Origin of the sequence: Thioclava sp. NG1 (assembly GCF_003122275.1) — a bacterium.
Classification (GTDB): Bacteria; Pseudomonadota; Alphaproteobacteria; order Rhodobacterales; family Rhodobacteraceae; genus Thioclava; species Thioclava nitratireducens.
In genome coordinates this window covers 51,880-75,028 of sequence record NZ_QFBB01000012.1, presented here as the reverse complement: position 1 = coordinate 75,028, position 23,149 = coordinate 51,880, and the positions used below count along the sequence as shown (strand labels likewise).

Here is a 23,149-nt window from a genome sequence, read left to right as displayed (position 1 = left end):
GAAACCTCGTCAGCCGCCGAACAGCGGCTCATCCTGGTAATTGCTGGTTGGCATGAACTCGAGCGACGGGTTGTCATAGCCGAGAAGGCGGGAATGGCCGCGACGATCGAGGATATGGCGCCGCGCCGACTTGCGGTCCTGAAAGCTGCTCTCGAAGCTGAGCGTGATGGAGCGATCGGCGGCGCCTTTTAGCGTGTAGTCGAGTTTCTCCATCGTGCGCGTCATGAAGAGCACCGGCGCTTCTTGCGGTGCTTCCAGATCATCGACGGTGTAGAGCGGCTGAGCGTAGAACTTAATCTCGCGGCCTTCGACGTATTCGATCCCGAGCGCCTTCACCTGCCCGATCAGGTCGTCGCTGTCGGGATCTTGGAAATAGGCGAGCGTGACCTCCCCAGCCGGGGCCGTGCCGCCAATGGACGCCTGCAGCCGTGGCATGGAGAGCAGCACCGAGCCGACCCACCGGTCGCCATTGGTATCGGTGAAAACGCCATCCGTCCCCGGCCAGAAGCGCGCAGGACCGTCAGGCGTGTCGATCTCAGCCAGCAGCAGCCAGCCAATCACGGAGGACCAATCAGGCATTCAGAACCTCCTGCAGCTGCGGCGCAGGCGTTGCGAAGTGCGAGGGACCATAGGTGATCGCCCCCTGCCCTTCGTCGGACAGTTCGAACAGCCCTACGCCAACGCAGCGGATCTCGGCATCATCCGGGATGTCCGTCACGAGGCGCTGAACTCCGACCTCATAATCACCGCCGCCGAGGTCATCGACGTAGGTCACCTGAAACGGCTTCTTGGCATAGCTCATGATCTGGCCCGGGACCGGCGGGAAGTCTGCTGTGTTCACTTTGATCGAGGTCGCGCCTTTGGACGCCGCACCCACGCTGAGGACGGTCGGCACATAGGCCACGCCGCTTCCGGTGCTGAGGTATTGCCCATTCGAGAACGTGAGCCCGGTCGAGCGCGCCGCCAGCGCGGGCATTGCAGCCGTGTTGATGATCTCCACCTGCAGGATTCCGTGACGCCCCTGCAGCTGCGCCATGATGGCCTGCCATGCGCCGATCATGGTTCGCCGCGCTGCGAAGGTGGGCGTCCCGATCCAGCGCGGCTTCTGGTTTACCACCCAAGCGCTATTGCCGCTGATTGACGTTCCATTATCGACGCCGCGCCACTCGATGCGCCAAGTGAATTGCATATCCCGGCGAAGCTTGACTGGGATCGTGATGATCGGACGCGCCATCAGGTCGTGCCTCGCATATCGTATGTTTGGGCGTTGCTGCCGAACTGGCGCTTACTGGTAGCAACGGATGCGGCTGCAGATTGCACCGCGCTCACGCGAATCTTTGCCGCAATTTGGCCGCTGTCTGTGAGCACCAGATCACCGCCTTCGACTTGCACCCTTACCACACCACCGCCGCCACGCAGCGCTGCTTGCGCCTGCGGAACATTGAGAATTGCGCCGTTCGAGGAGGGAACGAAAACTTCTGAATTCGGCGTGTTTTCGTTGACGAGATAGGGCGTGCCAGCAGTCACTGGTCCACCGGAGGCGCGGGCTCCTCCGAACAGCCCGGAAACGAGGCTCCCCAGCAGACCGGATCCACCGCCACCGAGTGGCCCATCACCGAACAGTGCCGCCTGCACCGCTGCCTTCGCAAGAGACTTGGCCAACTCCTCCAGCACGCCAGACAGGTTCTTGCCCTCGACGATCGCGTCGACGAGTCCGCCCTTCAGTGTCTGCTGAGCCTGGTCGAAGAACTGGGCCCGCTCGCGCGCCTGCTCGTATTTTGCGGTCAGCTCACCGATTGCCTGCGCCTGTCGGTCGATCTGCTCGCGCACCGTCTCGCCGGAGCCTGCGACTTGGCTGTCGAGATCGATCCCGCGCTTCTTCGCCTCGTCGAGCAACTTCCACTTGGCTTCGAGAGCTGCAGTTTCGGACTTCGTCTTTCCCAGCAGCTCGATCTGGCGCTCGATATTCTGTAACTCTTCGTCCGATGCGGTGAAGAGTCCGGGCTTTTCCTTCTTCGACTTCCCGCCAGATTTCGGCGGTTTGGTGAGTGCAGCAATCTGAGCGTCAAGGGCCGCTTGCTGGCGAAGCTTGTCCTCGAATTCCTTTAGGCTCGCTGCCGCTTGATCACGGACAATCTTGTCCGAAGAACCAAATGCGGCTGCCTCCTGTAGCCGTTTCTCTTGAACTTTACCGGCGATTTCAGCCTCGGCTTTAGATTTGCCTGCCTTAAGCGCCGCCAAACGAGCGCGATCACCTGAGTTCGAGATATCGAGGCTTGCTATCCCAGATTGAATTTGACCAAGCGCACGGACGGCCGCGGAAAGCTGCGCGACGAGCGCAGAGGCTTCGCTCGCCGCATTCGCGATCGAGTTGGCCGCTCCATCAGCGGCACCTTGCATGTCACCAGCTGCATCACCCGCATCGCGAACGCTGGCATAAAGCGAGCGCGCCTCATCATTCATATTTTCGTATGGTCCGAGAGCGTCCTCAAGTGCGGTGAGCAGCGCCGCCGCTGCATCAGCTTGAGCCTTCGCACCTTCTGCGTTCTGCAGCGCGTCAAGGGCGCCAGCGAGCGCCACCGCCTCGCCTGTCGTGGCCCCAAGCTTTTCTTTCAGATTGTTGATTGCCTCGATCGCGTACCCGCCGATATTCAGACCGCTGGTGAGGTCCAGCAGTCGCGCATTCGGGTTCAGGTTCTCAGCCGATAGCTTGCCGAAGCTTTCGGTGATTGTGTCGATCGACGACTTGAGCTTCTCTGCGGCCTGCACACCATTTATGTCTTCCAGAGCTCGCAGGAACTGACGTGCAGCCTCGGTAGCAGTGCCATATTTCTTCGCGAGATCAGCCGTAGGAATGACCGCCTCTTCGGCGGCCGATCGGTAATCGCTCACGGCCTTCTTGAGCTTCTCGATCTGTTTTTCGAGATCCTCTCCCTTCTCCCCCATGTCGAGGAAATGACCCGCGAGAGGAACGGCGACAGCTGCGACGACGCCGATAACTGCGCCGAGCGCGCCGAAGCCGCTGAGAAGCTGAGGAAGCTGTTGCCCAAGCGCACGCGCGGCACTGGTCCCACCCGAAATCTGAACCGCCAGATCCTGAAACTGATAGCTGACGTTCTGGATGTTTCCGCGCGCCGAATTCGAAAGCCCCTTGAACGACTCGACGGCCTTCTGGTTCGACTTCACAAATCCCTTTGCAGCCTTGTTCTGAGTTTCGAGCACCTTCTTCTCGATACGCGCAAGCTGCTGCAGAAGCCTGTTTTCGCTGACCCCGATCGGGAGTTCCATTCCGGCGGTATTGTCTGCCATCAGAGACCATCCATGATATCGCAGAGAGCGTCGTATTGCTCATCTGTGAGCGGCGGGTTTTCTGAGCCCGCGCCCTTGCCTTGCGCTCTGTTCCAGCCATCGATGCAGGCCGAATATTCCCAAAGCGTCATTTCTTTGACTTGCGCCGGCGAGAATCCGAGGGCGGCCCCGTTTCCGTAGATGCGGGAGAATCTGGGCCGCTCTCCTCCCCCGCTTCCGCCTCCCCCAACGGGTCATGCTCTTTCGCAGCGAGCGAATGTGAGATGATCGTGTAGGACAGGAGGTTCAGTTCTCCGACATCCCCATCCTCGAAAGCTTGGCGGGACTTTCGATGTGCCGTCTCGCGGTCCATCCCACCCCCGATAAGGCCAAGGCGGATGCACGCAATCACCTCGCGCACCTTGACCGGCGCGTAGGTGAGGCTGCCGCGATCTTGGCCCATACGCAGGCGGTAAAACAGATCGAGGACGCCGTCCGAGGTCAGATCGTCTAGCGCCTCAAGCTCGCCGATGCGGAGAAGAAATTCATCCTCTCCGCTCGCGTAGTTCAGCCGGATGGGATCCATCAGGTCACCGCCGTGAAGGTCATCTCACCATCGGAAACGAGAGTGAGACTGACCTGCGCCTTGTTCCCGCGCTCGCCGCTCACCTCGAAGCCTGTGACATGCACCTTGCCTTCCCAGTAGTGGCCGTTGGTCGTGTCATCCGGCTTGCCGACATAGACGCGAGCATTGATGCTATCGGCGCTGTTGAACGCCTCCCACCAGGTGGTCACTGCCTCTGCAGCCAGCACGCCAGAGCCATTGACGCTCATGTCGAGGCTCTCGACGCCACGCTCGATCCACGCAGGAAGCTCAGGATCGTCACAGTCAGGAACGGTAATGTCCTGCGTGTTCTTCGAGAACTGCACGGTGTGGTTGTTGAGCCCGCAGGGGCGCGCGAAGGTGCCGGGCGTCGAGGTTTCGAGTTGGACCGCAACCGTCGAGCCGACATAGGAGGTCGGTTTAGCCATTGTGTGGCTCCTTTGTGATATGCCTTGCCCAAGGGCATCTGACGGGCGACAGGGCTATTCCCTGACTTCCCTGATCCGATCGCCTGCCATTTCGCGGCACGCGCGCGTCAGGCCGCACCGGACATCGCCCGGGCGGAACACCATCACCACGCTCGGGCGTGGCATGAATTCGAAATACTCGATGACGAGCCAGCAGCGCTGCCTAGGCATTGCCGCTCTGCCACGCCTTGCGGATCTGGCGCGTTATCCTTGCTTTCACCCGTGATTTCACCCGCCGCCATGACGGGTTGAAATACGGGTTCGCAGGCATGTTCTTCGTCCCGTGCTCCTGAAGCTTCGCATTCTGGAACTTCACGCCGCGCTCATTCGTCACGATCGTCGTCTGGTCACCAGCCTTGACGAGATAGCCGATGAACTTACTCGATTTTCCCTTGCTGCTCATCACCTGGTCGGCCTTCTCAACGCGGATTGACCGAACAAGCTCGAGCTCATCGCGCGGCGCGGTGGCGCGCATCACATTGGCGGTTTCTTCTGCGCCTTGCTTCGCCGCGGCGTCAGCGGCTTTAATGACCGCAGCGCCATGCTTTCGCAGCTTGGCGATGAGACGATTTGCACCATAGTCAGGCATTGGAGCCCCCATGAAATTTATCACCGCACTCGCTACAGCGATCTTGTTTGCTTCTCCTGCGCTCGCAATCGAGCGGGTTCAGCTCTTCATGTTTCAGGACGCCCTATCCGAAATAGGGCTCTACAAAGGCGATCCGGACGGGCTCAACGGGCCAGGAACGAGAAAAGCAGTTCTTGATTTCTCAAGCCAATATGGCGGCCCGAAGAGCGTTGACGGAGCGTTTAATTTTGCCTTGCAACTTTCGGCGCGAAGCAGAACTCCGATTGAAGACCCTGAATTACTCAAGGATGTGAAAGCCGAAGTGTCGAAAGAGCTTAAAGACCCTGATAGTGCGAAATTTCGAAACATCTTCTCCGTAAAATCTGGTGAAGAGACGATAATCTGCGGCGAGGTCAATGCTCGAAATTCCTACGGCGGATATGCTGGTTATTCTTACTTCTACGGCATGTCATCGGGCGTCTTGGGGTATCTTCAAATAGCCCTTGATGACGCTGGAAAAGCTGAACTCGCGAGAATGAAATGCAGCTTAGCTATTCCAAAGAGGTAGAAGTTTCAGTTTCGTGCTCGATCTTCTTAAGGTGCATATGGGCCCCCTCATTTTTGAGGAGACCCATTTCTCATCAAGCGGCGCGATACGCCTGCAGCGGACCGAAGCTCTCCTGATCGAAGTAGCCGCCGCGTTCATCTTCCTTCCAGTATGTCCGCCCGGCGTTCGCCTCGACGGATAGCGGATGGCGCATGTGGTCGACCGGGCCCCAGTTGCTGCGGAGCGTCACCGATAGGCTGTTGTGATCATCCTCGGCGAATTCCTCGCGGATTAGGTCCAATAGTGCCTCGGCATGCTGCCGGATCTTTTCTTCCCGGCTCAGGGTTTCGGTCGCAACGGCACCGCCTGTCATAAGACTGGCGAGACCGAGGGCTGGCGCGGCGGCGAGTAGCTGACGGCGTCTCATTGCGTCACCTCCTTCGCGATACCGGGCACAAGCTTGGCGAGCCGCGTCAGACCCTTGGCGGTCACGCGCACCTGTTCGGTGACCTTCTCTGACCCATCGGCGCGCAAGACGGTCGTCGTCTTGTGCTCCAGAAGTCCAGCGTTGCATTTCGACTGGTAGCCGAGCCACGTCCCGCCGTTAGGCCGCTTGTAAGTCCAGCCGTTGTGCGAAAGCCATTCGAACAGGTCTTTCGGGCGGACACCGAGCGCCTTTGCGGACTCGGTGATGTTCAGACTCCCTTCTGCCTTTGCTAGCCGGTCATGCGCGGCGACATCCTCGCGCATGTCGGCGATCTGCTGGGCCTGCTGATTCATTGTAGCGTTGGCCTCGATGAGGGCCGCTGCCATGAGTTGCGGGCCGGAAAGCATCGCCGTCGCTTTGATGCGTTGCTCCATCTCGTTGAAGGCTGAGATGAACTTCTCCTTCCACGCTGCCGCCTCTTTCCCGGTGAAGCCCATCACGAGGAAAGAGAACCCATCGCGGGTCATCAGCATCTGGGGGAGCGTTCGCCCTGTGGTATCTACATATTCACTGGGCGCAAAATTGCGCTCAGTGAAGTCGGTGCTGCATTCCAGATTTTTGATAGCCCGCAGCACATCCTTGTGCTGTTTTCCGAACTTCTCCGCGATGATGCGGCTGGTGGTCATCAGGCTCTCGCTCACGAGGCCATTGAAATCTTCCTTACGAGCTGGCATATTCATGCTCTAACCTTTCAGTAGAGAGTTGGGTTGATCAGGTCGCTGGGTGTGTGCAAGCCCCAGCGGCCTTTACTTTTGTGCGGCTTCGTCAGCCTCCACCTGCTTGCGCAGCATCAGGTTCATCTGAGCTGAAACCGAACGGCTCTCTCGAACCGCAATCTCCTTCAGCTTCACCATCACGTCCTTATGGACGTTGAGCTTGAACGGTTGAACTTCGACTTTCATCGTATCTCCTTCCAATGTCCCATCATGAACATAAAATGTAGCCTTGTGTAAAGAACATTTTTTGTAAACCTATGGACCATGAGCGATTCAAGCGTGTCCCAATACAAACTTAATCTTCCAACCGATCTCAAAAATCGGTTGCAAGAGGCGGCCAACCGAAGCGGAAGAAGCCTTTCTTCTGAAATCATTACCCGGCTAGAAGCATCTATCGCGATATCTGATGATGGCGGCCTCGACTTCACCTTGGATGCAATCGAAAACTTCATCGTCGAGGCTGTTATCAGCCAAACTGAAGACCTTGAGGCTAGGGTTAAAATGCTTGAGCGCTTCGTCGATACGACTGACTATTTGAACGACGACTAACCCTCCGTGACCGCCTTGAGCGAAACGATCCCGTGCGCGACCTGCTCGTCAGGATCGCCGATTACGCGCATGTCTTCGACCTCCACGAGGACCAGCGCGACCGGATCGGACAGCACTAGTGCGGCATTGTGGAGCGCCTGCTTCACCGCCGCGCATATCACCTTGGCGCCGCGCTTCGATCCACCTTCCTGCGTCCAAACGTCGATCTGCAGATAGTTCTCTTCACCGTCGATGCATTCCACATCGTCGGTGACCGCCTGCGACGGGCCGAACGTGATGTAGGGATAGACGACGCCATCCGGCGCGTTGTCATATACCCTTGTGCCGACCAGCGCCGAAACGCCAGCATCGGCGATCAGGGCATCATAGACGGAATCCTGCAGGGCTACGTCCGCGCTCATGCCGCCTTCCCTCCCTCGATGACGATAAACACCCACATCGGGTCCGTGATGGCGTCGACCTCGATCACCGCATAGGCCGCGTCGGCCCGGTGAAGGTCGATCATCCGGTAATCCGTCGTGATCGCGCGCGCGGCCGCGCAGGAGCGGATTTTGACCTTGTAGATCGGTCGGCCTTCAAGCCGCGCGGCCTCGACGACTTCGCTGCCGCGCTGATAGATCAGCTTGGCGCGCGTCTGGTGGCGCTCGGTCCAGACGGTCGTAACCACGCCGCCCGCGCCCGCGGTCTCGACGGGCTCCTGAAACTTGACCGATCCGCGAAACCCAGCCGTCATACCATCGTCCACCGATACGGAGCGATGAGAGCCTCGACGCCCATCGGAAGGTCTTTGCTCGCGCTGCGGTCCTCATACCAAGCTGCAGCCAGCGCCTTCACCGCCAGCTTGAGCGTAGAGGGAACGTCAGCCGGGTCGCCGAATCCGCAGGTGAACTCGATCCGGATCGGCGCCGCATTGTCGAACTGGAGCGCCGGGAATGCATAGTCGCTCGAAATGCTCACCAGCGTGCCGGTCGCTACCGGGTGCAGTGTCACCACCGGCCCGGTTTGCTCCGCCCCGTTCTCGTCGTCATAGACGATCGACACTGCGGACACGTCTGGCACCGGCAGAACGAAGGATCGCACCCACGCAGAGGCTGAAACCTGCCACGTCTGCGTCACCAGCGCGCGGCTCAAGACGCCGCGGAATCCGTCGAGACGAGCGACAGCCGCAGAGATGAACCCTGCGATCAGGTCGTCGTCATCCGGAAAGTCCACGACGCATTGCGCCTTGACCTCTGCCAGGGTGACAGGATCGGCCGCAGGCGGCGTGACGAGGATGGGGCGGAACATGTTCTGTTACTTCTTGGCAGGTTTGCCGTAGGGCGTGGGGTCGAGCCCGAGCGCCTTGGCGTCCTCTGCAGTCATCGACTGCCGACCGGCAGCTTTCGCGGACGCCGCCTTTGCTTCCGCGGGCTTCTGTTGCTTTTCATCAGCCATGATTCGCATCTTTCGTTTTGAGGGAAAGGCGGGCCGCTAAGCCCGCCCAAATGGTTTAGGCCGCAGCCATCTGCAGAACCTTGAGGCACTCGGGGTTCACGACACCGCCACCGACGCGCTTCGTGGTGTAGAAGTGCACGTAGGGCTTGTTGGTGAAGGGATCGCGAAGGACGCGAACGCCGGTGCGGTCGACGATCAGATAGCCGCGGCGGAAGTCGCCGAAAGCGATCGGAAGCGACGACAGCGCAATGTCCGGCATGCCGGGCATTTCCGTGACCGGATAGGCCAGGAGCTGCGAGGGCTGACCGACCTGCGAGGACGGCTCCCAGAGCTGACGGCCAGTGCTGTCGCGCAGCTTGCGAACGACACCCATGGTCGTGCGGTTCATCACGAAACGGCTGTTGCCGGTGTAGGCCGACGGCACTGCGTAGATCAGATCCAGCAGTTCGTCTTCGGTAATGGCGCTCCCCGAAGCCGCCGCCTTCGCTTCGATGGCACCCAGCGGATTCGCCGCTGCGTTGGCGCCGCCGGTGACGTAGGTCAGGAAGCCGTTCGGCTTGTTGGTGCCGTTGCCCGAGATGAACGCGAGGCCCTCTTGATACGAGAACTCGGTTTCCACCTCACCCGCGATCCACGCCTCGAGGTTCACCTCGGCATCATCCAGCATCTGCTGCGTTGCAGCAGGGTTCGCGTAGATTTCGCCGGTGGTGAAGGTCATCGAGCCGAAGGTTGCCGTCCCGGTTTCCGGGCGAGCGGCCGCTTCACCAACCCAACCCGATGCGGTGCCGCGCAGATTGAACAGCTTTGTGAAGCCGTTGCCGGAGATCGTCTGGACACCCGCGATCTGACGCATGGCCGAGACTTCGATCAGCTTATCGGTGATCGTGCGATCCCATTCCACGGGAGCCAGATAGCCGCCTTCATCGGCAGCGCCCTTGTTCAGGTTCGCCTGAACCTCGCCCTTGCGGAAGTGCGCGCGGAAAGCATCGGTGTATTCCTGATCCTTCACGCCACCGGCACCACCGCCGTTCGCGGTCATCGCCGCGAGCTTAGCATTGGCCTGATCGACCGCCGCCTGCAGTTCGGACACGCTGGAGTCGATGCGCTGCATCTTCTCCGTGGTCACCACGTCGTCGAACTTCGCGTTGACCTCTTTGTCCTTCTGCGCCTGGGTGGCCTTGAATTCGTGCCAATCCTTCTGGAGGTCGGCAAGAATTTTCGTAACATCACCGCCTGCATCTGCACGAACGGCGACGATCCCGCGCGCCTTGGCGGGAAGCATGTGCTTGGACATGATTGTCTCCTGATTTAGCTCTTGAAGAGGCCCGAAACGAGGGCCGCGATAGCGTCAGCGTCGTGCTTGACGGTCAGGGCAGCGTCGTGCGTGCCCCCTTTTGCATCGGCAAGAAGCGCGCGGCGTTCCGTCCGAGGCATTCCGGTTTTGGCGAGGCGGGCATCGATGCGCCGGGTTGCGTTCACCCCGCTCATGGCCTCCGCTTTTGCCTTGTTCTCGGTCACGGCGTCAGCAGGCAGGAAACCGGTCGAGAGGCCGACCTCGACGGCCTGCTCGCCGTTGAACCACGTTTCGTTGTCCATCCACTCGGCCGCCTTGGCCTTCGAGACGCCGGCGCGATCCGCGTAAAGCGTGGCCATTGCGTCGTCGAACGGCTCCATCGTCGCCGCAGCATCGGCCAGGTCGTGACGGTTGCCCATCGCGATCACCCACGCATTGTGCACCATGAGGAATCCGGCCTTGCCGATCTGGATTTCGTCGCCCGCCATCGCGATGACGGAAGCCGCAGAGGCTGCGAGGCCAAGAATGCGGACGGTCACCTTATTCGGGTGAGCCCGCAGCAGGTTGTAAATGGCGACACCCTCGAAGAAGTCGCCGCCGGGGCTGTTGACCTCTACGATCACGTCTTGCGACCCGATCGCGCGCAGGGCTGCAGCAACGCGCTTCGCGGTCACACCACCGCCGGTCCAGAAGTCCTCGCCGATGACTTCGAGGATCGTAATGGTGTTCTCGCCCTGTGCTTTCGGCGACAGGCCGGCGTTCCAGCGCTCCAGCGCATCTGCGTCTGGCTCAAAGGCGCAGACGGTCGGCAAGCGGCCAGCTTCAATTTCCGGGAGTTTACGAAGGCTCATTTTGTGCCCCTTTCTGTGCGCCCATAGGCTGCGGCAGGTCATTGCGCGGCGGCAGGTCCATCCATTCGCGCGGCTCGTCAGGATGAAGCCACGGCGTGTGGCCTCCAGCGCCAAGACCCTTGGCGAAGAAGTCAGCCTGATCCTTCATCGACCCGCGCAGTAGCCCGCCAGCGTTGAATTTCGCCTCGTATTTATCCGCCTCGGCCTCGGTCAGAAGATCGCGCTCGATCGCCTGCTGCCACGCTTCGAACCACGGGTTGAGCGAGTAGCGGACGAAAAGCTGCCCGAGAACGTCGATCCCAGAGCCCCAAGACGTGTCATCCATCATCAGCAACGGGCGCGGGATGCCGAACACTCGCCCGATTTCCTCGATCTGGTGCTGGCGCTGCTCCAAGCCCTGAGCGTCCTTGCCCGGGGCCTGGAATGACTGCATGTCCATCCCCTCTTCGAGGATCTTCCACTTGTGGGCGTTATCGGCGCCCTCGCCGTCGGCCATGCTTTCCTTGAGGCGGTTGAATGCCTCCTGCGACAGCTTGTCCTTGTGCTTCAGGAACCCGCCGACGATCATGCCCTTCGAGAACATGCGCGCAGCGGAACGTTCCGCCTGCAACGCGAGGCCGATCGCCTCAGCCGCCTGTTTAACCATGGAAAGTCCGGTAAACCCGTCCTCCGAAAGCCCGTAGCGCAGGTGAAAGATGTCCTCCTGCCGGTACTTCACGTCGCCGCCGTTTTTGCGGGTCACGGTGTAGGTCAGCGACCAATCCGGGTTCTGCACCACCTTGCAGTTCGACAGTGGCACGAGCTGGATAATCTTGTTTCCGCTCATCACCTTCAGAGCGAATGCATCTCCTTCGGTGAGCGCTCGCTGCTGCATGATCGAGCGAAACTCGAAGGCGGTCTGCCAGGCGTTCGGCTTGCGGTGCAGCACCCGATGAAGCGGGTGGTCTGCGACCTCCTTCGTGGTCTTGTCCTTCAGGTGAAGGGGAAGCATCCCGATCGAGAATGCCAGAAGCGATACCGATCGCAGCACCGCAGTGTTCTGCAGGGCCCGCTTGGTAGTCACATGCACGCCCGATGCTGACGCGCCGCCCCCACCATTGCGCAGGAATTCGTAGAACGCCGGATCGTTTAGCCCTGAGAAAAGCTGACCTTCGCCGGTCATGGCGCGGGGCGATAGCGCTTCCTTTGTCTGGCCTCCGCTGGCGCGGAATATGTCGAAAATGCCCATGCGCCCCTCAGAAACTCAGAATGCCGCGCGCCTCGTAGACACTGGTCTTGTCTTCCATCGCTGCGGTCGCCGACCCGACGGCCATCGCCAGCGTGACCACGCCGTCAATCCGCCCCCGAGAGCGCGACTTGTCGAACATCCGGTTGCCGAAGCCATCCTCGCGGATGATGGCGTTCTGCGCGCAGATGCTCGTCAGCTTGTTCCGGTCGATCACCACGGTGCCCTTGAGCATGTGATCCTCGAGCTGGGTGATGCTTGTCGGCATGCACAGGAACTTTCCGTCGAAGCTGACGTGATGGCCCTGCTTGTGCCGAACGATCTTCAGGCCTGAGCCCGTCTCCGCCTCGCCTTCGATCCAGTATGCGAAGCCCTCGCGATCGAATGCCTCGCAGAGCTTCTCCAGGTGCGCGCTGTCCACTGCCATGCGCACCACGTCGTGATCCGAACATAGCTTCATGATCCGCGCCGCGACGAAGCTGTAATCGATCACGCGTCCCGGCGTGATCTCGATCAGTCCCGCCGCTTGCAGCTCGCGATATGGTATCGCGTCCGCAGTCGTGCGGTCCTCGATCTCGTATTCCCGCGTCCAATACCAGTTCTTGACGCAGATGCTGTCGCCCTCCCACGCTGCGGAAATGGCGGTCAGGTCGTTCTTCTCCGAAAGGTCCAGCGAAAGGTGGCAGCGACGGCCTTTCATGGCCACCTCATCCACCTCGCCCTGCGCTTCTTCCCAAGCTTGCTGAGAGGTCCAGAACCCAGCCGATCCGACCGGAATCCCGAAATAGAGCCTCTTCGTCGTCAGCTGCGTGCTGATCTGCTGCTTCGCCGTCACGACGAGCGCCCGGATATTGTCGAGCGAGTAAGTGATCCCGAGCGCCGGCAGAGACTTCACCCAGCAGCTCTCGTCATTGAGCGGGTCGTCGTTCTCGTCGACCCGGGCGATATAACCGAACACGCTGTCGTCGGAATATTCGCCGGTCACGACCTTCTGCACGAAGTCGCTGTAGTCCGTCCCTACCTGTTGATCTGCGCTCGGGGTGTTCGTCCCGAGCATCAGAATGCTGTCGCCGTGCTTCTTCGCCACGGCAGCGCGCCACATCTCGATGGCCTTGTTTGACTTCATCTCGTGGACTTCGTCGCCAGCCACGAGGATCGGCTTCGGCCCGGAGACGGAATCCGTATTCGCGAGCGGCTCGATCGACGACCCCGAGGCGGTGTGCTCGACCTTGTAGGCCAGATCACCGGTGCCGCGGATCACGAACGCCAGATCTTCGAGCGTCAGTCCGTCCTTTCCCGGGATGGGCGCCCGCAGCATGCTGTAGACGTCCTTGAACATCACGCGGGCAGTGTTCTTGTCCTGGCCGATGCAATAGACCTCGGCCCGCCTCTTTCCGTAGAATCCGGTGAGGTAAATCGCGATCGCTGCCATGAGCGGCGATTTCGCCTGCCCCTTCCCCGTTTCCAGCCACACGAACCGGAAGCGGATATAACCCTCCGAGGTGCGCCAACCGAAGATCGAGCCAACCGTGAACATGTGCCACGGCAACAGCGTGAACGGCTCGCCCTCTTTCGCCCCTTCCGTCACCGTCAGCATTGCCGGGAAGAACCGGATTGCCCGCTCCGCCTGCTCTACGTCCCAATGCAGCCCGCGCCCAGCACCTTTCTCCAGATCGTCCAGATGGCGCTGGCACTGCGATCGCACAAACTTCCCAGCAACGATTTTCCCAGAGACCACATCGCGCGCATATTGCGTGGTCTGGTCAATGGGCTGTGAGGAACTCATCGGCTGCTGTCTTTCCGCCCCTGCCCTTCGGAGCTTCAGCTTTGGTGCCGACGCTTTCCGGCGTGAGCGTCAGGGCCTTCTCCAGCTTTGCGATCTGATCCGCCATGTTGCGCACCTGCGCCCAGAGCATACTTGCGACCTCTCCGCCGTTCGGGCCTTTCGTTACCGGGCCCTGCGCCACTGCGATCGGATGATAGTGCAGATACTCGACGGTCATCCGCACGAGGCGGTCCACCGTCTTCGCTCGAGCGGTGTTCCAGAGGCCGCGCCCGTCGAGGTCAGCCTTGTATTCCGCCCAGAGCACGCGAGCCTGCTCGGCCATCGCTGATCCCTCGTCGTGGCCCGCGAAAATGTCGCTGTATCTCGGTTGCCGCATAGGTCAGCACTCCCACCCTACTTTTCGCAGGTGATATCTCAAACGCAGGGGTGCGGCGGGTTTCCGGAGGGGCGCTTTTCCAACATTTTACGCCCCCCCCCCCTGGCTCTCCTAGAACAGCCTCAGCTGGCCACCTGCACCATCAGACTTCTCAGCATTGCACTTCCTGCACGTACACTGAGTATTTCGATACGAGTGCTCTCCGCCTTTCGATATCGGATGGATGTGGTCCAGCTCAGGCGCTCTATCGTCGTATGTGCCTCGAAGTGACTTCGGTGTCTTCACTCCGCAAATCTGACACTTCCAGCTATCCCGATCAAAAACAGAAATCGCATCAACACTCTCGACGGTAACTGCGCGCTTCCTCGCCTTTTGCTTCCTTCGAGATGTAGCTCGAAGCTTTAGTTTTGCCTGAGCCTTGCAGCTGCTTGAGCAGAACGAAGATGGTTTTCCGCCAGTGCTTACAGGCTTGAATTCAGATCCACACAAGCTGCAATTAGCAGAGGCAGGCAATGTTGATACTCGCGCAGATATAGTGCGGCTATAACAATCAGCAGAACAGTACATTCTTGAGGCGCGGTCAGAAGTGAACCTTCTACCACACCCTGCGCAATCACTTCGGAACACAATGTGCCTTACGATCCCGCGAGACTGTAGCATCGATCGCCTCTGCGACTGCCAGAAGAGGCCGCATTCCCGTGAGCAGCAAACTCTCTTGATCGACGGCTTGTGAGCAAACCTCTTGCCGCACAATTGGCAAACGGATGTATGCCGTGCTACTTGGCTATTAGCCATCATCGAACCTCGCACGTTCGTTATGGTTAGGGCCGTTGCGGTGTTACCAGCACCACTTCGGCCCGTTTATTTTACCCAGCTCACCACTGCTGGCAAAACCTTTCTTTGGCCTCTGCAATCATATCTGCATCTGGCCAATATGCCGCTTCGATCGAGGCACAATGCCGGTCGTGACACCTTGCGCACACCAGAGCGAGGTTGCTCCGCTCGAACGACAGGTCAGGCCGCAGGCGCCACGGCCTTTTGTGGTCGACCACTGCGGCACGCTTCCCCGTCCGGCCCCTCAGGGTCGGCGGGATCGGCGCGCTGCACATGCGGCACTTGCCGTCTTGCTCGGCGTAGAGGGCGATGGCATGGGCATCGCGCTTGGCGCTGCCAGCTCTGCCCGCGAATGGGTGCGCTGATGCCTTTGCCATCACGTCACCTCGATACGAAGAAACCCGCCGCTGCTTGCGACGGGCCGACCAAATGTCCCTCTAGGAATAGCTTACGCAGTCGCATCCACGGCGCTATTGCGTCCCGAGATGCGCTGTCCCTACGGCGTTCGCTTTCGCTACTAGCGAGGTTGTTTCCGAAGATACACCATCTTGCAGTCATTTCAAGAGCCTGACGCTAGGGCTTGCAGGCGCACCAGCCGATCCACAGAGATCGTCGCCTCGTGGCCGCCGAGGATGCCAATCAGCAGGCGAGCCATGCCCTTGTGCACGTCGACCACGTCGACCACCCAGCCCTGCATCGAGCCGTCCTTGATCTCGACGCGATCACCGGCGCGGACCCGGGCGGCTTCCTCCGCCTCGGCACGCATCTTGGCAATCGCTGCCGGGACGTGCGCCATCTGCGAGAGCGTCGTATCGCTGATCGGCATGGGGCGCCCCTCAATCCCGATCACGCCGCTGATCCAGCGCGACGACTGCAGCACATCCCACTGAGGTTTGCCGGTGAACCGGGCGAAGATGTAGCGCGGTACGAGGCGGGCCTCATACGGCGCTTTCTTCTTCCGGCCGCGCGGGATCCGCCGCCAGCGCGTCTCGCTGGGATACCAGCACTCGATCCCGTGATGCTCGAACCACGCCTTGGCGTTTGGCTCCTTGAGCGGCGGCGTGGTGAACGCGAACCAACGCGGCTGCGCCTCCCCGACCTGCGGGCCCCGACGCTCCGGGAGGTCCACGATCTGCCCGATTTGATATTTCGCGCGCCTGGTCATCATCATCGCCCCTCAGTCCCTTTTCTGGTTTTCATCTCGCTCATCCCCGGCCTGCCCCGGGAAAAACTGCTGCTCGATCTTCCCGATCAGCACGTTGCCGTCCGCGCCCTCGTGCCACTGCCGGATCGCCGACGCGACGGCGCGCTCCAGCGCCTTGCGGTGGACGCCGACCGCGGTGCGGTGCTGGTCGAGGCTACGGCGGCTCGGCTGGGTCACGCGGTCAGCCTCCATTCCCGCCAGCCACCCGGCGGAGGAACGCGGTCTGAGCGTCCTCGACCGATCTACCCGCCCTGCCCTGCCCGCTGGCAGCCTGTGCCGCCTCCTGCATCGGCCCGTCGAAATACCCGAAGCTGCGCGGCACGAAGAACGGATCCTTGTCCTGCTTGCGCTGGATCACCTCGCGGATCACCGCGCACTGCCGATCGACGGATAGGCCCATCTCCGACCATCGCTTGGCGTGCTCCATGTGCGCCACGGTGCCGAGAACGGTTCCGTTTGGCCCGATGCACCCAGACCTGTCTGCACCGATCGCATCGAGGAGCCTCTCGCGGTGGGTGATTTCCTGATCTGATTTCGGATCGCGCGCACGACAATGCGAAGCATTGTTTGGTTCTGGTTCTGGCATACTTTCGTTTGGGTTATCCGAACAAGAACCGCTGGGTTTTGCTAAGTTACTGTTTTCGCTCGTTCTAGGCCTTCCGCCTTTGGCCCCATTCTCGCGGTTTTTCTGAATTATTTTGAGCGTGTTTTGCATCGTTTTTTGCAGTTTTTTCTGCGTGATCTCGCCGTTTCTGATCGTAAGAAGAGGTGCAAGGCGCTCTTTTACCCTGCGCCATTTCGCGCGCGACAGGCCCGTAATTCTGGCGTTGTCCTGGTCATCATCGGGGATGACACCATTGCGCCTCCACATGGCAGCGAGGAGCAATAGGTAGGCGCCATGCTCCTCGGTGGAGAGGTGTGTCGTGTCCGCGAGATAGGCGTCCCAGTAGATCGGCATTGCTGGTGCTTGGCTCATTTCCTTCCCCCTTCGAGCACCGAAAGATTAGGAAACTTGTTGAGGCGATCGGTGTAGCCGCTCTCGATCATGATCCTTCTGACATCACCGAGCAGGCCAGAGACAGTTTCTGGGTCTCCTGACAGGTCATCCCGGCGCAGCGCTTCAGAGAGCGCATCAGCTATTGCGGGAGCGGCTTTGTCACGCGGACCCGCAAGATTGAGAAGCGTTATCAGTAGCGCCGCCCACGTATTTTCGTCTTCACTCATTTGCGGTCGCTCCAGATCAGGTTTAGCGCCACGTTGCAGCGAACGCGGGCCGTTCCGATGTCACCTTGGCGCTGCTTGGCCACGATGATCTCAAGGCGGTTGTGAGCCTTCTCCATGGCGCGCTGCCACAGCTCCAGTTTGTCCTCGTCGTCTGGCTTAGACCGCTCGACGTAGTACTCGTCGCGGTAGCAGAACAGCACCGCGTCGGCGTCCTGCTCCAGCTGCCCGGACTCGCGCAGATCCGAGAGCATCGGGCGCTTGTCGTCCCGCTGTTCAACGCCGCGACTAAGCTGAGACAGAGCGATGACCGGGATGTCGAGAAGACCCGCGAGGCTCTTGAGCGCGATCGACACCTCGGTGATCTGATCGTATCGGCTGCGACCTGGCGCCTTGAGCAGCTGGGCATAGTCGACTATCAGCAGCTTCAGTTTGTCGCCGAGCGCGCGCTTGATCTGGCGGGCGCCGGCCACCATCGCCCCGAGATCCGCATGCTTGCGCTCGAGGAAGTAGATCGGCAGGTTCGCCACGCTCTCCGCACAGCCGCGCAGCGCGTCGACCTGCGTCTCGGTCATGTCGCCCCGGCGCATCTGCTTGTAGCTCGTCGCCCGCCCGCTTTGGGCCGTTGCCTCGGACAGCGCGCGCAGCGCCATCTGCTCCGGGTTCATCTCCAGCGATACGATGCCAACTCCATGCCCGGCGCGCGCGATGTTGAGCGCCATCGACAGCGCGACGGCCGTTTTGCCCATGCTGGGGCGACCGCCGAGAATGATCAGCTCTCCCGGATAGAAGCCCGGGATCAGGTCGTCGAGCTCAGGAATGCCGGTGAAGATCGCGCCGGTTTCCTCGCCGACGTAAGCGGAATTGACCTGCCCCATCGCCTTCACGACTGCGGCCTGCATGCTGACCGGCCCGCGTCGGTCGTCTACCCGGTTGGACGCGATCAGGGCCGCTTCAAGACGCGCCGCAATCTCGTGGGCCGGGTCCTCTCCGCGCGCGATCGCAGCCTGTGCCTCAGACATCGACGCGACGAGATTCCGCTTCGACTTGAGGTCCGCGAGCATGTCGAGATAGCCGCTGATCGATGCGCTTGCTGGCGCTGCCGTTGCGAGGCGCGCGAGATAGCCCGCGCCGCCCAGCGATGCGAGTGCCTCGCTGCCGCGCAATGCGTCGGAAATGGTGACCGGGCTCACAAGCTCACCAGCGCGATCGCGCTCCGCCATGATCCGGTAGACCTCGGCGTGGGTCGGCTCGTGGAACAGATCGGCCCCGCCACGCGATGCAATGCGGCCAATGTGCTGCGGGTTCAGAAGTGCATCGCCGAGAACGGCCTGCTCCCCTTCGATGCTCAGCGGCGCCCGCTCATGTATCGTCGCGACGTTGCTCATCGTCCTTGCTCCTTTCGACCAGCTTGCGCGCCAGTTCTCCAATGCTCTGCCAAGCCATCACTCACCGCCAACCAGCCGGTCGCGCAGCGCGCGGTAGTCGCAGGAATCCAGCGCGACGAGAGGCTCTACATGCACGACAGTTTCTTCGCGGATGCCCCAGCCCTTGCGCACGCTCATTTCCGCGATCTGGCTGTCATCTGCCCACGCGATGCGGTTCAGCCCGTCGCAAATCGCTTTCGCGACGTTATCAACGTCAGGCTTCTGGCAGTGCGGCCGATGCAGATGCTCCGCGCGCTTCTTCTTCGACCAGCTTTTCGCCGGCACAAAGGTTGCGACGATCTCGACGCGCACCGGCCCTTTGATCGGGCACGGGAAGTGCTGCACGGCGATCTCGCCGACCGTGCGCTCGAAGCTTTCGTTTGCCGCTGTATTGAATGTGCGGCGCTGCTTGAAGCTCACGCGGTGGCGCTGCTTAGCGAACGGGCGGCCCGGTATGGTGAAGGTCACGCGCATCAGCACCCCTTCCGCAGCCGCTCATTCGTCACCGCTTCCAGCTTGGCCTGCACGTGCTTGGTCGACTTGTGCTGCCAGCGAAGCTTCCGCGCCTCGTGCATCAGCGCGTCGCGCTCGGCGAGGAGGTCACGGCGGGGCTTGGTGAAGCGGGTGAAGAGCGCTCTGATCATGCGAATAGGTCTCCCTGTCTTCCGTCCTCACGGTCCATCCAGCGGAACGACGGCTCAGGCGCGCTGCCATCGTTGGCGCGACGATCGAACCGGTCCCAAACGAACCAAGCATTTCGTTGTGGCGGGCTACCTTCGCCGGTGAAGTCGAGCTTCCAGCGCATGAGGTAGCAGTAGGTGAATGGGTGGGCGTCGAGCAGCGCGCCAAGGCCATTGGCACGGGCAGCTGGCCAATCCCACGACAGAAGTAGGGCCAGGTAATCCCAGCCCGGCATTTCAAGCGTGTGCCTGAGCCATTCGCCCTTCCCGTCCCTGGCATTGATCAGGTTGTAAGGCGGGTTGGTGATGATCGCGCCAGCTCTGCTCCGAAAGCAGGTGAAATAGTCGGCGGTCCAGCTGTCTTGGCACCCCCGATCGATCAGGTCTGATGCGCAGCACTTCAGCCCTGCTGCGCGAATTTCGCGGACAAGGTGCCCTGCCCCGCACGCTGGCTCCCAGACGCCGCCAGATTTGCGGATACGCTCACCATCGAGATGAAGCAGCGCCCGGATCGCATCTGGCTCGCCCGTAAGGTATGCGTCGTGCGCGCGGCGCTTGTCTTCGCGCACCTTCCTCTGCTCCGGGAAATCAGCGAGAAGCGCTTGACGGCCATCTGACTTCGGCTTCGTCCTCGTGGCACGAAACAGTGATTTCGCAGATGCCGCGCTCATCCTCGATACCCCACCAGTTCCGCGTCACTCAGCAGCCCGCCCCGATGCGCCAACCGCGCCAGATCGCGCTGGGTCATCCCCAGATCGCGGGCGCGCACGGCGACGGTGGACCGCGCGACCCGGTCGTCGCTCTGCCGGTGGATGTGGGCGAACCACGCCCCGGCCAGTTCTTCGCGCGACATCCGCAGGATCGCCTCGCGGCGGTCAGTGGCGTTGCGTTGGATCGTGGCGGCTTGAATGGTCATTCCGCGGCCTCCCGGTGCTTGGCTTCCCACTCAGCCCGGTTCTTTGCCGCGATCTCATGCATCGCGCGGACAGCATCGATCTCCCGGAACTTCGCCATACTGATCTGGCGCGGCCATGACTTGCGCGACGGCAACCCGAGGCGCTTCGCGGTCTTGCGGATTGCGGCCCGAGAGCAGCGGTAGTGCTCGGCCAAGACGGACGAGCTCACATTCGCGAGCCACATGCGCTCGAACTCCGCCTCGTCTTGGACAGCTGCGATGTGACGCTTGCATTTCCCGCGGAACGGAAGGCCGCGTGCCATAGCGCGATTGCGCACGGCTTCGCCGGAGATGCCCCCGAGACGCTGACCGATCTGATCGCGCGTGAGGCTGCGATCCGCCCAGAGGCGACGGAATTCTGCTTCCGAAACGGTAATTCCGCGATTTGCGCTGGCCCCGCTCATTGGGCGGCCTCAGAGCGCCGAAGATAGATCGGATTGATACGGCCGCTCAGGTAGGCGTCGCGGATGAAGCCCGCGTCGAGCCCAGCCATGTCGCAGACGCGGACGAAGTTGCGCGACGGTGCTGCGATCCAGTCATGCGCATCGCGCTGAACGCGCTTCAGCAGGTCCATGCGTGCCGGTGTCATCGTTCGGGTCATGACGCGCGGGTCGAGCGAGAGAGCATCGAGGACGCCCCGATAGACCACGGCTTGCCAGAGGGTGCGCTCTGTCATCACGGCACCTCCACGAAAAGCGAAGTGACGCCGACGAGCATGGCGAACGCGGTGACGTTTAGCGTGAAGCCGATGACTGCGAAGCCGATCATTCCGAGGCCTCCAGCGTTGATTTAATGCTATCGGCGTAAGTCGTCGCCGCCTCGGAAAGACCGTCGATATCAGGGTAGTTGAAAGCGAGAGACCGGAAGCGCCACATGGCTTTTTCAAGCGCCTTCTTGAGTAGCGCATTCTGTTCCATCAATCGCTGGTTCTCGCAGCTGTCCGACACTGCCTGCATGTTCAGCTTGCGGTTCTCAGCTTTGGTGACCGACAGTTCTGTGGATGCTTTCGCAAGCTCCGACGAGAGAACGTATTCCTTGGTGATTCCGGGAGCACCTGTCGTGTCCCACCAGCCATAGACCTCTGCGCCATTCGTTCCGGCCATATGCGCGTGGATGGTTTCCGGGTTGGACTTCATGACACCACCCCGCGCAGCGGAACTGTCTTTTCCAAGCGCGCGAGGATCTCGGCCCGGGCCCGGGTCTGAGCCTCGATGCTCTCGTCGATCTCACGCAGCGCCTTCCGATAGTCCTGCTGAGACGCCGAGTGGGCGGCACGGATGGCTGCTGCCTGAGCCTCTCCGCCCTCCTTCGCGATGACCGCGCAAAGCGAGCTGAGGTCTTCGCCGCCCTCTGCGATCGGGTGAAACACGCCCCCTGCGATTGCCGAGAAGTGTCTGGCAACGTGCTGGGCCGATGCGGGCGACATGCGGGCGAGCCGGTCGAGGTAGTTGACGCCGAGCCCGCCGGGGCGATCCTCGCGGACCTCAGTACCGTAGCTCAGCGTCGAAGGCAGGATGCCGAGGGCATCACTGACCTTCTTGACGCCGCCAGCCGCTTCATAGGCGCGCTGCACTGCGTCTTGGATCGATCCTGCCTCACAAAATCGCATGTGAATTCTCCGATGTCGTGTTCGCTTGGTTGTTGCCACTTCCCGTGCGACCGTCTGAGCATGGAAAGGTGTTGTTCAGTGTCAGTTCAGATCGGGCCGCGAGGCTTAGGACGCGGCCCGGTCGGTTTGCTTGACCCAAGAGGAAGCTTTTATCTCCATCTCGGTCTGGGTCTGGATGGCGAATGCGATCTCAAGCGTCGGCGTTTTCCGCCCGCCTACGATCTCGTTCAGATACGTCCGGGAAATCCCGAGCCTGTCTGCGAACTCACCTTGGGTGATGCCATTTTTGGCGAGATACTCTCGAAGCTGTGTCATGCCGCTTTGTCGCACATAGCGACAATTGAGGCAAGATGAAATGTCGCTATTAACGACACCACATCCCCGAGAAACCGTGCTTTATGGCCTCATGAAGCTGAGGATCAGAGAAATACGGAAGTCCAAGGGGCTTACGCTCGATTTGCTTGCCGAAAAGGCTGGCATTTCGCGTTCCTATCTGAACGAGCTGGAGCTTGGCGCGAAGACTATCAACGTGAACCGCTTGTCGCAGGTAGCAAAGGCCCTCGAAGTGAGCGCCGAAGACCTGATCGTCGTCGAGCGCCCGCCCATAGCCGTGCCAGGTTTCGCTGGAGCTGGCGACGAGGTCGAGCTTGTGGACGCATACGCCAAGGGCGATGGCATGTATCACGTTCCCTGCCCGCCGCAGATCAGCCCCCACGGCGTAGTGGCGCTTGAGGTGCGCGGCGACAGTATGGAGCCCTACTACCAGAACGGATCGATCATCTTCTATTCCCGTGACGTTATGGGTGTGCCGAGCGAGGCAGTTGGCCGCATATGCGTAGCTGAAGACACGGACGGGCGCGTCTGGATCAAGCATGTGAAGCCTGGCGGGGAGCCGGGACTTTACCACCTGATCTCGCTCAATCAGAACGTGGCGCCGATGTATGATCGCAGTCTGAAATGGGCAGCTCCGGTGCGCTTTCACTTGCCGCCGGACATGGTGCAGAGGGCGGCTTGATTTAAGGATTTT

37 protein-coding genes are annotated in these 23,149 nt (G+C 60.9%); 3 read left to right on the top strand and 34 right to left on the bottom strand.

Annotated elements, in window-relative coordinates; all coding sequences use genetic code 11:
- Positions 1 to 9: 9 nt before the first annotated feature.
- The 6 genes from DEM26_RS18250 to DEM26_RS18225 form a co-directional block, all read right to left on the bottom strand.
- Positions 10 to 579 (bottom strand): hypothetical protein, encoded by a 570-nt coding sequence (locus DEM26_RS18250; protein ID WP_109173050.1) that lies wholly within the window; start codon positions 577 to 579, stop codon positions 10 to 12.
- Positions 572 to 1,234: a hypothetical protein gene (locus DEM26_RS18245; protein WP_109173049.1), complete on the bottom strand. Its 663-nt coding sequence runs from the start codon at positions 1,232 to 1,234 to the stop codon at positions 572 to 574. Before DEM26_RS18245 ends, DEM26_RS18250 begins: the two co-directional genes overlap by 8 nt.
- Positions 1,234 to 3,309, bottom strand: coding sequence for a hypothetical protein (locus DEM26_RS18240; RefSeq protein ID WP_109173048.1), 2,076 nt, complete (start codon positions 3,307 to 3,309; stop codon positions 1,234 to 1,236). The genes DEM26_RS18245 and DEM26_RS18240 overlap by 1 nt, the downstream gene beginning before the upstream one ends.
- Before the next feature lie 127 nt (positions 3,310 to 3,436).
- Positions 3,437 to 3,874, bottom strand: a complete 438-nt coding sequence (locus DEM26_RS18235; protein ID WP_109173047.1) for a GTA-gp10 family protein — start codon at positions 3,872 to 3,874, stop codon at positions 3,437 to 3,439.
- Positions 3,874 to 4,320 (bottom strand): phage tail tube protein, encoded by a 447-nt coding sequence (locus DEM26_RS18230; RefSeq protein WP_109173046.1) that lies wholly within the window; start codon positions 4,318 to 4,320, stop codon positions 3,874 to 3,876. The genes DEM26_RS18235 and DEM26_RS18230 overlap by 1 nt, the downstream gene beginning before the upstream one ends.
- A 202-nt stretch (positions 4,321 to 4,522) precedes the next feature.
- On the bottom strand, positions 4,523 to 4,948 hold the full coding sequence (locus tag DEM26_RS18225; protein WP_109173045.1) for an HK97-gp10 family putative phage morphogenesis protein: 426 nt from the start codon (positions 4,946 to 4,948) through the stop codon (positions 4,523 to 4,525).
- 10 nt (positions 4,949 to 4,958) lie between these two features.
- Here DEM26_RS18225 and DEM26_RS18220 point away from each other — a divergent pair, with 10 nt between their 5' ends.
- Positions 4,959 to 5,495, top strand: coding sequence for a peptidoglycan-binding domain-containing protein (locus tag DEM26_RS18220; RefSeq protein ID WP_109173044.1), 537 nt, complete (start codon positions 4,959 to 4,961; stop codon positions 5,493 to 5,495).
- A gap of 73 nt (positions 5,496 to 5,568) precedes the next feature.
- Here DEM26_RS18220 and DEM26_RS18215 read toward each other — a convergent pair whose 3' ends face one another.
- The 3 genes from DEM26_RS18215 to DEM26_RS20465 all read right to left on the bottom strand — a co-directional run bounded on the left by DEM26_RS18215 (position 5,569) and on the right by DEM26_RS20465 (position 6,863).
- Positions 5,569 to 5,901 (bottom strand): hypothetical protein, encoded by a 333-nt coding sequence (locus tag DEM26_RS18215; protein ID WP_109173043.1) that lies wholly within the window; start codon positions 5,899 to 5,901, stop codon positions 5,569 to 5,571.
- Positions 5,898 to 6,641, bottom strand: coding sequence for a phage regulatory protein/antirepressor Ant (locus DEM26_RS20470; protein ID WP_158275164.1), 744 nt, complete (start codon positions 6,639 to 6,641; stop codon positions 5,898 to 5,900). The genes DEM26_RS18215 and DEM26_RS20470 overlap by 4 nt, the downstream gene beginning before the upstream one ends.
- 66 nt (positions 6,642 to 6,707) lie before the next feature.
- Positions 6,708 to 6,863 carry a hypothetical protein gene (locus tag DEM26_RS20465; protein WP_158275163.1) on the bottom strand — a complete coding sequence of 52 codons (156 nt, stop codon included), beginning with the start codon at positions 6,861 to 6,863 and terminating at the stop codon, positions 6,708 to 6,710.
- Positions 6,864 to 6,956: 93 nt separating this feature from the next.
- On the opposite strand from DEM26_RS20465, the gene DEM26_RS18205 reads away from it, so the two are divergent.
- On the top strand, positions 6,957 to 7,226 hold the full coding sequence (locus tag DEM26_RS18205) for an Arc family DNA-binding protein (protein ID WP_158275162.1): 270 nt from the start codon (positions 6,957 to 6,959) through the stop codon (positions 7,224 to 7,226).
- On the opposite strand, the gene DEM26_RS18200 is transcribed toward DEM26_RS18205, so the two are convergent.
- From DEM26_RS18200 to DEM26_RS18090, 25 genes are all read right to left on the bottom strand, one after another.
- Positions 7,223 to 7,627 (bottom strand): DUF3168 domain-containing protein, encoded by a 405-nt coding sequence (locus DEM26_RS18200; RefSeq protein WP_109173041.1) that lies wholly within the window; start codon positions 7,625 to 7,627, stop codon positions 7,223 to 7,225. The genes DEM26_RS18205 and DEM26_RS18200 overlap by 4 nt on opposite strands.
- On the bottom strand, positions 7,624 to 7,959 hold the full coding sequence (locus tag DEM26_RS18195) for a phage head completion protein (RefSeq protein WP_109173040.1): 336 nt from the start codon (positions 7,957 to 7,959) through the stop codon (positions 7,624 to 7,626). The genes DEM26_RS18200 and DEM26_RS18195 overlap by 4 nt, the downstream gene beginning before the upstream one ends.
- A complete protein-coding gene (locus tag DEM26_RS18190) occupies positions 7,956 to 8,513 on the bottom strand; it encodes a head-tail connector protein (RefSeq protein WP_109173039.1) in 558 nt (185 codons plus the stop codon). The genes DEM26_RS18195 and DEM26_RS18190 overlap by 4 nt, the downstream gene beginning before the upstream one ends.
- A 6-nt stretch (positions 8,514 to 8,519) precedes the next feature.
- Positions 8,520 to 8,660 (bottom strand): hypothetical protein, encoded by a 141-nt coding sequence (locus DEM26_RS20460; protein WP_158275161.1) that lies wholly within the window; start codon positions 8,658 to 8,660, stop codon positions 8,520 to 8,522.
- Between the two features lie 55 nt (positions 8,661 to 8,715).
- Positions 8,716 to 9,954: a phage major capsid protein gene (locus DEM26_RS18185; protein ID WP_109173038.1), complete on the bottom strand. Its 1,239-nt coding sequence runs from the start codon at positions 9,952 to 9,954 to the stop codon at positions 8,716 to 8,718.
- Positions 9,955 to 9,968: 14 nt separating this feature from the next.
- A complete protein-coding gene (locus DEM26_RS18180) occupies positions 9,969 to 10,805 on the bottom strand; it encodes a head maturation protease, ClpP-related (protein ID WP_109173037.1) in 837 nt (278 codons plus the stop codon).
- Positions 10,792 to 12,033: a phage portal protein gene (locus tag DEM26_RS18175; protein WP_109173036.1), complete on the bottom strand. Its 1,242-nt coding sequence runs from the start codon at positions 12,031 to 12,033 to the stop codon at positions 10,792 to 10,794. Before DEM26_RS18175 ends, DEM26_RS18180 begins: the two co-directional genes overlap by 14 nt.
- A gap of 7 nt (positions 12,034 to 12,040) precedes the next feature.
- Positions 12,041 to 13,816, bottom strand: coding sequence for a terminase large subunit (locus tag DEM26_RS18170; protein WP_109173035.1), 1,776 nt, complete (start codon positions 13,814 to 13,816; stop codon positions 12,041 to 12,043).
- On the bottom strand, positions 13,794 to 14,192 hold the full coding sequence (locus DEM26_RS18165; protein WP_146194486.1) for a P27 family phage terminase small subunit: 399 nt from the start codon (positions 14,190 to 14,192) through the stop codon (positions 13,794 to 13,796). The genes DEM26_RS18170 and DEM26_RS18165 overlap by 23 nt, the downstream gene beginning before the upstream one ends.
- A 111-nt stretch (positions 14,193 to 14,303) precedes the next feature.
- Positions 14,304 to 14,759 (bottom strand): HNH endonuclease, encoded by a 456-nt coding sequence (locus tag DEM26_RS20910; RefSeq protein WP_369907867.1) that lies wholly within the window; start codon positions 14,757 to 14,759, stop codon positions 14,304 to 14,306.
- Positions 14,760 to 15,067: 308 nt separating this feature from the next.
- Entirely contained in the window at positions 15,068 to 15,301 is a 234-nt protein-coding gene (locus tag DEM26_RS20905) for an HNH endonuclease signature motif containing protein (protein ID WP_369907870.1), read from the bottom strand.
- A 284-nt stretch (positions 15,302 to 15,585) separates the two neighbouring features.
- Positions 15,586 to 16,197 (bottom strand): transcription termination/antitermination protein NusG, encoded by a 612-nt coding sequence (gene nusG, locus DEM26_RS18150; protein WP_109173031.1) that lies wholly within the window; start codon positions 16,195 to 16,197, stop codon positions 15,586 to 15,588.
- Positions 16,198 to 16,203: 6 nt separating this feature from the next.
- Complete coding sequence (locus DEM26_RS18145) at positions 16,204 to 16,407, bottom strand: hypothetical protein (protein WP_146194485.1); 204 nt, start codon at positions 16,405 to 16,407, stop codon at positions 16,204 to 16,206.
- A 4-nt stretch (positions 16,408 to 16,411) separates the two neighbouring features.
- Positions 16,412 to 17,206: a YdaU family protein gene (locus DEM26_RS18140; protein WP_109173029.1), complete on the bottom strand. Its 795-nt coding sequence runs from the start codon at positions 17,204 to 17,206 to the stop codon at positions 16,412 to 16,414.
- The gene (locus tag DEM26_RS18135) at positions 17,203 to 17,454 is read right to left on the bottom strand and encodes a hypothetical protein (RefSeq protein ID WP_109173028.1); all 252 of its coding nucleotides are present in this window, start codon (positions 17,452 to 17,454) and stop codon (positions 17,203 to 17,205) included. Before DEM26_RS18135 ends, DEM26_RS18140 begins: the two co-directional genes overlap by 4 nt.
- Positions 17,451 to 18,839, bottom strand: coding sequence for a replicative DNA helicase (locus tag DEM26_RS18130; protein WP_109173027.1), 1,389 nt, complete (start codon positions 18,837 to 18,839; stop codon positions 17,451 to 17,453). The genes DEM26_RS18135 and DEM26_RS18130 overlap by 4 nt, the downstream gene beginning before the upstream one ends.
- A 57-nt stretch (positions 18,840 to 18,896) precedes the next feature.
- Positions 18,897 to 19,352, bottom strand: coding sequence for a RusA family crossover junction endodeoxyribonuclease (locus DEM26_RS18125; protein WP_109173026.1), 456 nt, complete (start codon positions 19,350 to 19,352; stop codon positions 18,897 to 18,899).
- Entirely contained in the window at positions 19,352 to 19,522 is a 171-nt protein-coding gene (locus DEM26_RS20450; protein WP_158275159.1) for a hypothetical protein, read from the bottom strand. The genes DEM26_RS18125 and DEM26_RS20450 overlap by 1 nt, the downstream gene beginning before the upstream one ends.
- Positions 19,519 to 20,229, bottom strand: coding sequence for a hypothetical protein (locus tag DEM26_RS18120; protein ID WP_109173025.1), 711 nt, complete (start codon positions 20,227 to 20,229; stop codon positions 19,519 to 19,521). The genes DEM26_RS20450 and DEM26_RS18120 overlap by 4 nt, the downstream gene beginning before the upstream one ends.
- Positions 20,226 to 20,474 (bottom strand): hypothetical protein, encoded by a 249-nt coding sequence (locus DEM26_RS18115; RefSeq protein ID WP_109173024.1) that lies wholly within the window; start codon positions 20,472 to 20,474, stop codon positions 20,226 to 20,228. The genes DEM26_RS18120 and DEM26_RS18115 overlap by 4 nt, the downstream gene beginning before the upstream one ends.
- A complete protein-coding gene (locus DEM26_RS18110; RefSeq protein ID WP_109173023.1) occupies positions 20,471 to 20,917 on the bottom strand; it encodes a hypothetical protein in 447 nt (148 codons plus the stop codon). Before DEM26_RS18110 ends, DEM26_RS18115 begins: the two co-directional genes overlap by 4 nt.
- Positions 20,914 to 21,189 carry a hypothetical protein gene (locus DEM26_RS18105; protein WP_109173022.1) on the bottom strand — a complete coding sequence of 92 codons (276 nt, stop codon included), beginning with the start codon at positions 21,187 to 21,189 and terminating at the stop codon, positions 20,914 to 20,916. The genes DEM26_RS18110 and DEM26_RS18105 overlap by 4 nt, the downstream gene beginning before the upstream one ends.
- Positions 21,190 to 21,277: 88 nt before the next feature.
- Positions 21,278 to 21,649: a hypothetical protein gene (locus tag DEM26_RS18100; RefSeq protein ID WP_109173021.1), complete on the bottom strand. Its 372-nt coding sequence runs from the start codon at positions 21,647 to 21,649 to the stop codon at positions 21,278 to 21,280.
- The gene (locus DEM26_RS18095; RefSeq protein ID WP_109173020.1) at positions 21,646 to 22,122 is read right to left on the bottom strand and encodes a hypothetical protein; all 477 of its coding nucleotides are present in this window, start codon (positions 22,120 to 22,122) and stop codon (positions 21,646 to 21,648) included. Before DEM26_RS18095 ends, DEM26_RS18100 begins: the two co-directional genes overlap by 4 nt.
- Positions 22,123 to 22,227: 105 nt before the next feature.
- A complete protein-coding gene (locus DEM26_RS18090; RefSeq protein WP_109173019.1) occupies positions 22,228 to 22,437 on the bottom strand; it encodes a helix-turn-helix transcriptional regulator in 210 nt (69 codons plus the stop codon).
- Positions 22,438 to 22,477: 40 nt separating this feature from the next.
- Between DEM26_RS18090 and DEM26_RS18085 the strand changes: the two genes are divergently transcribed.
- Positions 22,478 to 23,137: an XRE family transcriptional regulator gene (locus tag DEM26_RS18085; RefSeq protein ID WP_109173018.1), complete on the top strand. Its 660-nt coding sequence runs from the start codon at positions 22,478 to 22,480 to the stop codon at positions 23,135 to 23,137.
- Positions 23,138 to 23,149 lie beyond the last annotated feature (12 nt).

Excerpts from the sequence above, each read along its gene's own strand:
- DEM26_RS18095 (WP_109173020.1), bottom strand. The coding sequence starts at position 22,122 with ATGCGATTTTGTGAGGCAGGATCGATCCAAGACGCAGTGCAGCGCGCC.
- DEM26_RS20460 (WP_158275161.1), bottom strand. The coding sequence starts at position 8,660 with ATGGCTGATGAAAAGCAACAGAAGCCCGCGGAAGCAAAGGCGGCGTCC.
- DEM26_RS20465 (WP_158275163.1), bottom strand. The coding sequence starts at position 6,863 with ATGAAAGTCGAAGTTCAACCGTTCAAGCTCAACGTCCATAAGGACGTG.
- DEM26_RS18230 (WP_109173046.1), bottom strand. The coding sequence starts at position 4,320 with ATGGCTAAACCGACCTCCTATGTCGGCTCGACGGTTGCGGTCCAACTC.
- DEM26_RS18190 (WP_109173039.1), bottom strand. The coding sequence starts at position 8,513 with ATGTTCCGCCCCATCCTCGTCACGCCGCCTGCGGCCGATCCTGTCACC.
- DEM26_RS18235 (WP_109173047.1), bottom strand. The coding sequence starts at position 3,874 with ATGGATCCCATCCGGCTGAACTACGCGAGCGGAGAGGATGAATTTCTT.
- DEM26_RS18245 (WP_109173049.1), bottom strand. The coding sequence starts at position 1,234 with ATGGCGCGTCCGATCATCACGATCCCAGTCAAGCTTCGCCGGGATATG.
- nusG (WP_109173031.1), bottom strand. The coding sequence starts at position 16,197 with ATGATGATGACCAGGCGCGCGAAATATCAAATCGGGCAGATCGTGGAC.
- DEM26_RS18250 (WP_109173050.1), bottom strand. The coding sequence starts at position 579 with ATGCCTGATTGGTCCTCCGTGATTGGCTGGCTGCTGCTGGCTGAGATC.
- DEM26_RS18100 (WP_109173021.1), bottom strand. The coding sequence starts at position 21,649 with ATGAAGTCCAACCCGGAAACCATCCACGCGCATATGGCCGGAACGAAT.
- DEM26_RS20450 (WP_158275159.1), bottom strand. The coding sequence starts at position 19,522 with ATGATCAGAGCGCTCTTCACCCGCTTCACCAAGCCCCGCCGTGACCTC.
- DEM26_RS18125 (WP_109173026.1), bottom strand. The coding sequence starts at position 19,352 with ATGCGCGTGACCTTCACCATACCGGGCCGCCCGTTCGCTAAGCAGCGC.
- DEM26_RS18225 (WP_109173045.1), bottom strand. The coding sequence starts at position 4,948 with ATGCCTGACTATGGTGCAAATCGTCTCATCGCCAAGCTGCGAAAGCAT.
- DEM26_RS18175 (WP_109173036.1), bottom strand. The coding sequence starts at position 12,033 with ATGGGCATTTTCGACATATTCCGCGCCAGCGGAGGCCAGACAAAGGAA.
- DEM26_RS18180 (WP_109173037.1), bottom strand. The coding sequence starts at position 10,805 with ATGAGCCTTCGTAAACTCCCGGAAATTGAAGCTGGCCGCTTGCCGACC.
- DEM26_RS18110 (WP_109173023.1), bottom strand. The coding sequence starts at position 20,917 with ATGAGCGGGGCCAGCGCAAATCGCGGAATTACCGTTTCGGAAGCAGAA.
- DEM26_RS18115 (WP_109173024.1), bottom strand. The coding sequence starts at position 20,474 with ATGACCATTCAAGCCGCCACGATCCAACGCAACGCCACTGACCGCCGC.
- DEM26_RS18135 (WP_109173028.1), bottom strand. The coding sequence starts at position 17,454 with ATGAGTGAAGACGAAAATACGTGGGCGGCGCTACTGATAACGCTTCTC.
- DEM26_RS18140 (WP_109173029.1), bottom strand. The coding sequence starts at position 17,206 with ATGAGCCAAGCACCAGCAATGCCGATCTACTGGGACGCCTATCTCGCG.
- DEM26_RS18195 (WP_109173040.1), bottom strand. The coding sequence starts at position 7,959 with ATGACGGCTGGGTTTCGCGGATCGGTCAAGTTTCAGGAGCCCGTCGAG.
- DEM26_RS20910 (WP_369907867.1), bottom strand. The coding sequence starts at position 14,759 with ATGTACTGTTCTGCTGATTGTTATAGCCGCACTATATCTGCGCGAGTA.
- DEM26_RS18200 (WP_109173041.1), bottom strand. The coding sequence starts at position 7,627 with ATGAGCGCGGACGTAGCCCTGCAGGATTCCGTCTATGATGCCCTGATC.
- DEM26_RS18105 (WP_109173022.1), bottom strand. The coding sequence starts at position 21,189 with ATGACAGAGCGCACCCTCTGGCAAGCCGTGGTCTATCGGGGCGTCCTC.
- DEM26_RS18085 (WP_109173018.1), top strand. The coding sequence starts at position 22,478 with ATGTCGCTATTAACGACACCACATCCCCGAGAAACCGTGCTTTATGGC.
- DEM26_RS18170 (WP_109173035.1), bottom strand. The coding sequence starts at position 13,816 with ATGAGTTCCTCACAGCCCATTGACCAGACCACGCAATATGCGCGCGAT.
- DEM26_RS18120 (WP_109173025.1), bottom strand. The coding sequence starts at position 20,229 with ATGAGCGCGGCATCTGCGAAATCACTGTTTCGTGCCACGAGGACGAAG.
- DEM26_RS18215 (WP_109173043.1), bottom strand. The coding sequence starts at position 5,901 with ATGAGACGCCGTCAGCTACTCGCCGCCGCGCCAGCCCTCGGTCTCGCC.
- DEM26_RS20905 (WP_369907870.1), bottom strand. The coding sequence starts at position 15,301 with ATGTGCAGCGCGCCGATCCCGCCGACCCTGAGGGGCCGGACGGGGAAG.
- DEM26_RS18090 (WP_109173019.1), bottom strand. The coding sequence starts at position 22,437 with ATGACACAGCTTCGAGAGTATCTCGCCAAAAATGGCATCACCCAAGGT.
- DEM26_RS18220 (WP_109173044.1), top strand. The coding sequence starts at position 4,959 with ATGAAATTTATCACCGCACTCGCTACAGCGATCTTGTTTGCTTCTCCT.
- DEM26_RS18165 (WP_146194486.1), bottom strand. The coding sequence starts at position 14,192 with ATGCGGCAACCGAGATACAGCGACATTTTCGCGGGCCACGACGAGGGA.
- DEM26_RS18185 (WP_109173038.1), bottom strand. The coding sequence starts at position 9,954 with ATGTCCAAGCACATGCTTCCCGCCAAGGCGCGCGGGATCGTCGCCGTT.
- DEM26_RS20470 (WP_158275164.1), bottom strand. The coding sequence starts at position 6,641 with ATGAATATGCCAGCTCGTAAGGAAGATTTCAATGGCCTCGTGAGCGAG.
- DEM26_RS18130 (WP_109173027.1), bottom strand. The coding sequence starts at position 18,839 with ATGAGCAACGTCGCGACGATACATGAGCGGGCGCCGCTGAGCATCGAA.
- DEM26_RS18240 (WP_109173048.1), bottom strand. The coding sequence starts at position 3,309 with ATGGCAGACAATACCGCCGGAATGGAACTCCCGATCGGGGTCAGCGAA.